Genomic DNA, 6,472 nt, shown 5'->3' with positions numbered 1-6,472 from the left:
GGGCCAAAACTGGGGCCGGTTTGCCGTCAATACCACGCTAGGCATTGGTGGCTTGTTTGATGTGGCCAGCAAGGTGGATCTGGAGAAGCGCAATACTGACCTGGGCCTGACGTTTGCCCGCTGGGGTGTGCCGGAAGGCCCGTTCATGATGCTGCCGTTCTTTGGGCCATCCACAGGGCGGGATGCTGCGGCTATCCTGCCGGAAGACTACATGCGCCTGCGTCACTATATCCCCCATGACCTGACCCGCCACAGTTTTACCGCCGTGTATGTGGTCGACTTGCGGGCTGACTTGCTGGATCTGGAACGCAATATCGTTGGCGACCGCTATACCTTCCTGCGTAATGCCTATCTGCAACGCCGTCGCTTTGAAAGCGGTGACCGGCCGTCGTTGCGTTTTCCCGAGATTGAAGCGCGGGATTCGGAACTCGATGACGAGTACGAAGACGATGGCTGGTGAAGAGAGAGTTGGCAGTTGATAGTGGACAGTTGACAGCTACGCGCGCAGGGTTTTCTGTTTCCCCATTTTATGAGGCCGCGTCCATAGCAGGGGCACGGCCTCATCGCTTTAAAGTAAAGACGAAATCCAGATCGCGAGCTGTCAGCGCTCAACTGTCAATTTTCAACTGCTTTTAGTTTGGCGCGGATGTAGTCGCCGTGGGAGACGTAGAGCAGGTCGCTGACTCGACGAATCAGGTGTTCTTCGTGCACATCGGCCTTGCCGTCGGCGGCCGCCATGGCCCACATCTCCTCAATCAGCGTGACGCGCTGCTCCGGCCCCCAGTGCTCGCGTAGCGGCAGGGTGAACTCGAACAGGTCGGTGGCCTGATCCACCCGGCTTTCCAGCTCGGCTACGATATCCTGCATTTCCTGGGCATCCAGCTGCCAGTGTTGCTCCACGGCAGCGATCAGGCGTTGGGTTTCTGCCTGATCCACCGTGCCATCGGTGCGGGCTACCTCGAACAGCAGGGCAGCAGCAGCACGATGCAGATCGTGTTCAGAGTATTGTGGTGCTTCGCTTTCAGGACGAAACAGTCTATTCAGCCAGTTCAAATAACACCCTCGTCAATCAGTAAGGTTTCCAGTGCCTGCTGATCCTTGGCAAAGCGGCGAATACCATCGGCGAGCAAGTCGCTGGCCATGGCATCATCGTTGAGCTGCCAACGGAATGCGGCTTCGTTCACCGGTGTCCAGTCGTCTTGCGGGGCCACCAGTTCAGGGTCCAGTACCCGGGTAAGACCGCCGTTATCGCCAGCCAGTTCCTCAAGCAGCGCCGGGCTGAGGGTGAGCTTGTCGCAGCCGGCCAGCGCTTCGATTTGCCCGGCGTTGCGAAAGCTGGCTCCCATTACAATGGTGTCCAGACCGCGGGCCTTGAAGGTGGCGAAGATCTCGCGCACGGATAGCACGCCCGGGTCCTGCTCCGGGGTTTCGATGGGCATGCCATTTTTGCGGTGCCAGTCGAAAATGCGGCCCACAAACGGCGAGATTAGAGTCGCGCCGGCTTCGGCGGCGGCCAGGGCCTGGGTCTGGTTGAACACCAGCGTCACATTACAGCGAATGCCTTCTTCTTCAAGGATCTCCACGGCACGGATGCCTTCCCAGCTGGCCGCTACCTTGATCAGAATGCGGCTCGGGTCCACGTCCAGTTCCCGGTAGATCGCCATCAGTCGACGGCCTTTTTCCACGGTGGCGCGGGTGTCGAAAGACAGGCGCGCATCGACTTCGCTGGATACCAGGCCGGGCACGCGTTCCAGGATGGCCTGGCCGGCCAGGCAGGCATAGGTATCGGTGAGCCAGTCCATTTCGCCCTGGTGGCCCAGGGTGCGGCACAGATCAGCGGCCTGCTGTAACAGGTCCCGGTAACGCTCGTCGCGGGCAGCGGCCAGTAGCAGAGAGGGATTGGTGGTGGCGTCCTCGGGTTGCAGTTGGGCGATCATTTCCAGGTCACCGGTGTCGGCAACTAACGATGTCCATTGAGCGAGCTGTTCGCGTTTGTTCACGGTATCCGTTCCTTTCAGTGTCATGGCGGGGCACGGTACTGGGCCGCCATGACAGAATTATTTTTTCACCACAGAGGTCGCAGAGTACACAGCGGTAAATCGGGGGTGTGGGAAACCATGCTTGCATGGTGAAGAGGCGGGCACGGCCGGCATTCGCTATGCAAGCATAGCTTCCCACAAAAACAGAGTGTGCTATCCGGCTTGTTGGCTCTGTGAACTCTGTGGTGAAAGACTTTTACAGCCTAAGGCAGTTGTGCCAAGGCGTCCATGAGCACTTGTGGTGTCGTCTCCGGTTTGTGCATGTTTTCGCTGAGGTGGCGGCGGAAACGACGGGCACCGGGTTGGCCCTGAAACAGGTTAAGGATATGTCGCAGCGAGTGTTTGGGCGCGTGGCCCAGGGCGTAACGGCGTTCCACATAGGGGAGGAACTGCTCGGCAACCGCCTTGCGGCTGGGAATGGCGTGGTCGTCGCCAAACACCACCCGGTCTGCCTCGGCCAGGAAGTAGGGGTTCTGGTAGGCCTCGCGACCGATCATGACGCCATCCACTTCCCCCATGTGTTCGTGCACCTGATCCAGGGTCTTAACGCCGCCGTTAAGGATGATTTCGATGTGCGGAAAGGCCTGTTTGATGGCATAGGCGCGCTGATAGATCAGCGGCGGGATATCCCGATTTTCCTTGGGGGACAGGCCGGAAAGGATCGCCTTGCGGGCATGGATGGTCAGGCTGGTGCAGCCAGCGGCTTCCATGCGGCCCACAAACCGGTACAGGAAATCATAGTCATCCTGGTCATCGATGCCGATACGGGTTTTCACCGTCACCGGTACGCGGACCGCCGCCTGCATGGCTTCGACACAGCGCGCCACCAGATCCGGCTCGGCCATCAGAATCGCGCCGATTTTGCCCTGCTGAACCCGGTCGGATGGGCAGCCCACATTCAGATTGATCTCGTCATAGCCGTAGTCTCCGGCGATGCGTGCCGCTTCGGCCAGTTGCTGTGGGTCGCTGCCTCCCAGTTGCAGGGCCACCGGGTGTTCCTCGTCGTTGAAGCTCAAGAAACGGTCACGGTCACCGTGCAGGATAGCCTGGGCCACCACCATTTCGGTGTACAGCAGCGTATGGCGGGTGATCAGGCGGGCCAGAAACCGGTAGTCCCGTGTAGTCCAGTCCATCATCGGGGCGACGCTCAGGCGGCGGTCCAGTGTACGGGCTGCGGTGTGGGCGGTGGGGTCGGTCATTAACACGGTATCGGGCATATGATTGGAGGCCTTCACGACGGCCGCGGTGGCGGTAACACAGGGGCGATTATCGCATGTTGCGCCGACCGGGCGTAGTGGTGAGGTGCTGCTGATGTGATGAGCCGGCCGGGGCTGCCTGTAATTGCCGGGGGCGTTCTGCTAGAATCCGCGCATTTCCTCACTACTCCGGGTGTTCATAATGACCCAAACACGGCTGAGTCCGCCCTAGGGAACATCTAAAAAACTCCTTGCGTGCTCAGCGAGACCTGAAGCGTGCAGCTGTTGTGTTTTGTCTCAACGGACAGGGTGGTTCCCTTTCCTAGAGGCAAGGCGCAGCAGATGGGCGCTTCAGGCCTCGCCCTTTGGGTCTTTCAGGCTGGCCCACACTCGTTGTTGCAATTTCTCGATGGATCGACATATCTCGATCCCCCTTGAGGGGACACCTTCAAAATTGCGCCTAGATTGTGAACCAGCCTGAAAGACTGAGCATGTAAGGAGTTTTTTAGAGGTTCCCTGGCGCCCTCCCTACATGGCTTTGCCGTGCGGTGCCTGTTGGCGCCGTTCTTCGTATTTTATTGCTGCCGCTGCGCAGCCTTTGCTTGTTATTTCCAAACACAGGATTGAAATCCATGCTTCGAACGATTCAGCAGGACTGGTTCAGTAACGTCCGTGGCGACTTGCTGGCAGGGGCCGTTGTGGCGCTTGCGTTGATCCCGGAGGCGATTGCCTTCTCCATCATTGCCGGCGTGGACCCGAAAGTGGGTTTGTATGCCTCTTTCTGTATTGCCGTGGTGACGGCCTTCTTCGGCGGGCGCCCGGGGATGATTTCTGCAGCCACTGGCGCCATGGCGCTGGTGATGGTGACGCTGGTGGCCGACCACGGCTTGCAATACCTGCTGGCAGCCACGGTGCTCACTGGCGCACTGCAGATCATCGCGGGGTTCCTCAAACTCGGTAACCTGATGCGATTTGTGTCGCGTTCTGTGGTCACCGGGTTTGTGAATGCGTTGGCCATTCTTATTTTCATGGCGCAGTTGCCGGAGTTGGTGAACGTGACCTGGCATGTTTACGCCATGGTGGCCGCAGGTCTGGGGATTATCTATCTGCTGCCCTTGCTGACCACGGCGGTGCCGTCGCCGCTGGTCTGCATCGTGGTGATTACCGGTGTGGCGATGTATTTGGGGCTTGATGTACCCACTGTGGGGGATAAGGGGGAGCTGCCAGACAGTCTGCCGATCTTTTTGCTGCCGGATATTCCGCTGAATCTGGAAACCCTGAAGATCATCCTGCCGTATTCCCTGGCGTTGGCTGTGGTTGGCCTGCTGGAATCCATGATGACGGCTACCATTGTTGATGACCTGACCGACACTGACAGTAACAAGAACCGGGAATGCAAAGGCCAGGGCGTGGCCAATATCGCGTCCGGTTTCCTGGGTGGGATGGCCGGTTGCGCCATGATTGGCCAGTCGGTGATCAACGTGAAATCCGGTGGACGCAAGCGGTTGTCGACTCTGTTTGCCGGCTGTTTCCTGTTGGTGCTGGTGGTGTTCCTGGGCAAATGGGTGTCCCAGATTCCCATGGGTGCGTTGGTGGCTGTGATGATCATGGTGTCCATCGGTACTTTTAGTTGGGAATCCATTACCAATATGGCAAAACATCCGGCCAGCAGTACCGTAGTCATGCTGGCCACCGTTACGGCCACGGTGGCGACCCACAATCTGGCCATTGGTGTGGGGATCGGGGTCGTGCTGAGCGCGCTGTTTTACGCCAACAAGGTGGGGCGTATTTTCTACGTTAACGCTACGGAAAGTGCGGAAGACGGGCACCGGGTCTACGACGTGGTCGGGCAGGTGTTTTTTACCTCCTCCGACCAGTTGATTGCTTCGTTTGACTTCAAGGAAGCCATCGATAAAGTCACTATTGATGTTCACCGTGCCCACTTCTGGGATATCACTGCTATCGGCGCCTTGGACAAGGTAGTGATCAAGTTCCGCCGCGAAGGCACCGAAGTGGATATCGTCGGCCTCAACGAAGCCAGTGCTACGCTGGTGGACAAATTCGGTGTGCATGACAAGCCCGCTGCCGTTGAAAAAATGATGGGCGGCCACTAAGCGTCGCAAGCAATTGCCGCATTAAGCGTCAAAGGAGAACGACAATGACTAACGTCATCGCCTGTATCGACGGCTCCAAAGCTGCAACGGCTGTTTGTGACTACGCTGCCTGGGCGTCACAGCGCCTGAGTGCGCCGCTGATCTTGTTGCATGTACTGGACCATTCGCGCTACCCGGTCAGTGCTGATTTCAGCGGTAATCTGGCGCTGGGTGGCCGCGAGCATTTGATGGAAGAGTTGGCGGATCTGGATGCCAAACGTAATCGTCTGGCTCTGGAGCAAGGCAAGATGATGCTGGAAGCGGCAGCTCAGCGTGCCAGCGAAGCAGGCATTAGCGAACCGCAACAGCGTCAACGTCACGGTGACCTGGTGGATACGCTTGCCGAACTGGAAGAAGGCATGCGTTTGCTGGTGATCGGCAAGCAAGGCGAAGAGCACGAGGGTATTGGCGCTCAGGTGGGAGACAATGTGGAGCGTGTGATCCGCGCTCTGCATCGTCCAATCCTGGTGACGGTAGGGGAGTTTCAGGCACCGAAAACCATCATGCTCGCATTCGACGGCAGCGCTACCTCGCGCAAGGGCGTGAGCATGCTGGCTGACAGCCCGCTGTTTCAGGGGCTGGATTGTCATCTGGTGACGGTTGGCAATAACCATGAGGGGCTTGATGAGGCGGCTCGGCAGCTCGAACAATCCGGGCATAACGTGCAAACGGCTACGCTTGAGGGTGAGGTGGAGCCTGCCTTGCACCAGTACCAGCAGAGCCACAACGTGGACCTGGTGGTGATGGGTGCCTATGGCCACTCCCGCATCCGCGAATTCTTTGTGGGCAGCACCACTAACAAGATGATCCGGGAAGCGAAGGTGCCGCACCTGTTGCTGCGGTAAGTTTTACTGACCATCCAGGCGCAACACGCTGTTTGTTGGAGACCACAAAAAACGCGGGCCTGTCTTTGCCTGTTGGCGCTGACAGAGCCCGCGTTTTTTATGTGGAATGCGTCCGTGCAGCGCTTTTATTCCACCGTGATGGTGATCTTCTCGGACATGACCGGTGGCTCATGGGGAACATGGCGATAATCGCCCAGCAGTAGTTGCAGGGTATGGGTGCCCGGCTCCAGTTCCAGCTC

General features: G+C 58.4%; 7 protein-coding genes. 3 read left to right on the top strand and 4 right to left on the bottom strand.

Annotation, left to right across the window (positions count from 1 at the left end; all coding sequences use genetic code 11):
- Nucleotides 1–460 (top strand): MlaA family lipoprotein (locus A3730_RS17535; RefSeq protein ID WP_197477512.1); only part of this gene is annotated, 460 nt, incomplete at its 5' end.
- A 155-nt stretch (nucleotides 461–615) separates the two neighbouring features.
- Here the strand turns inward: A3730_RS17535 and A3730_RS17530 are convergent.
- The 3 genes from A3730_RS17530 to dusA all read right to left on the bottom strand — a co-directional run bounded on the left by A3730_RS17530 (nucleotide 616) and on the right by dusA (nucleotide 3,256).
- Nucleotides 616–1,053 (bottom strand): TerB family tellurite resistance protein, encoded by a 438-nt coding sequence (locus A3730_RS17530; RefSeq protein WP_063519806.1) that lies wholly within the window; start codon nucleotides 1,051–1,053, stop codon nucleotides 616–618.
- The gene (locus tag A3730_RS17525) at nucleotides 1,050–2,024 is read right to left on the bottom strand and encodes a transaldolase (protein ID WP_063538563.1); all 975 of its coding nucleotides are present in this window, start codon (nucleotides 2,022–2,024) and stop codon (nucleotides 1,050–1,052) included. Before A3730_RS17525 ends, A3730_RS17530 begins: the two co-directional genes overlap by 4 nt.
- 218 nt (nucleotides 2,025–2,242) lie before the next feature.
- A complete protein-coding gene (dusA, locus tag A3730_RS17520; RefSeq protein WP_197468699.1) occupies nucleotides 2,243–3,256 on the bottom strand; it encodes a tRNA dihydrouridine(20/20a) synthase DusA in 1,014 nt (337 codons plus the stop codon).
- A gap of 611 nt (nucleotides 3,257–3,867) precedes the next feature.
- Between dusA and A3730_RS17515 the strand changes: the two genes are divergently transcribed.
- Nucleotides 3,868–5,349: a SulP family inorganic anion transporter gene (locus tag A3730_RS17515; RefSeq protein WP_063520752.1), complete on the top strand. Its 1,482-nt coding sequence runs from the start codon at nucleotides 3,868–3,870 to the stop codon at nucleotides 5,347–5,349.
- Between the two features lie 44 nt (nucleotides 5,350–5,393).
- Nucleotides 5,394–6,233 carry a universal stress protein gene (locus tag A3730_RS17510; protein ID WP_063520751.1) on the top strand — a complete coding sequence of 280 codons (840 nt, stop codon included), beginning with the start codon at nucleotides 5,394–5,396 and terminating at the stop codon, nucleotides 6,231–6,233.
- A gap of 125 nt (nucleotides 6,234–6,358) precedes the next feature.
- On the opposite strand, the gene A3730_RS29805 is transcribed toward A3730_RS17510, so the two are convergent.
- The coding region (locus A3730_RS29805) for a DUF4399 domain-containing protein (protein ID WP_156501237.1) at nucleotides 6,359–6,472 on the bottom strand (114 nt) is incomplete at its 5' end.

The sequence above is a fragment of the Alcanivorax sp. HI0044 genome (genome assembly GCF_001634945.1).
This window is presented reverse-complemented; position numbering and strand designations above follow the sequence as displayed.

Bases quoted from the DNA above. Each gene is read 5' to 3' on its own strand.
- A3730_RS17525 (WP_063538563.1), bottom strand. From the start codon at position 2,024: ATGACACTGAAAGGAACGGATACCGTGAACAAACGCGAACAGCTCGCT.
- dusA (WP_197468699.1), bottom strand. From the start codon at position 3,256: ATGCCCGATACCGTGTTAATGACCGACCCCACCGCCCACACCGCAGCC.
- A3730_RS17515 (WP_063520752.1), top strand. From the start codon at position 3,868: ATGCTTCGAACGATTCAGCAGGACTGGTTCAGTAACGTCCGTGGCGAC.
- A3730_RS17510 (WP_063520751.1), top strand. From the start codon at position 5,394: ATGACTAACGTCATCGCCTGTATCGACGGCTCCAAAGCTGCAACGGCT.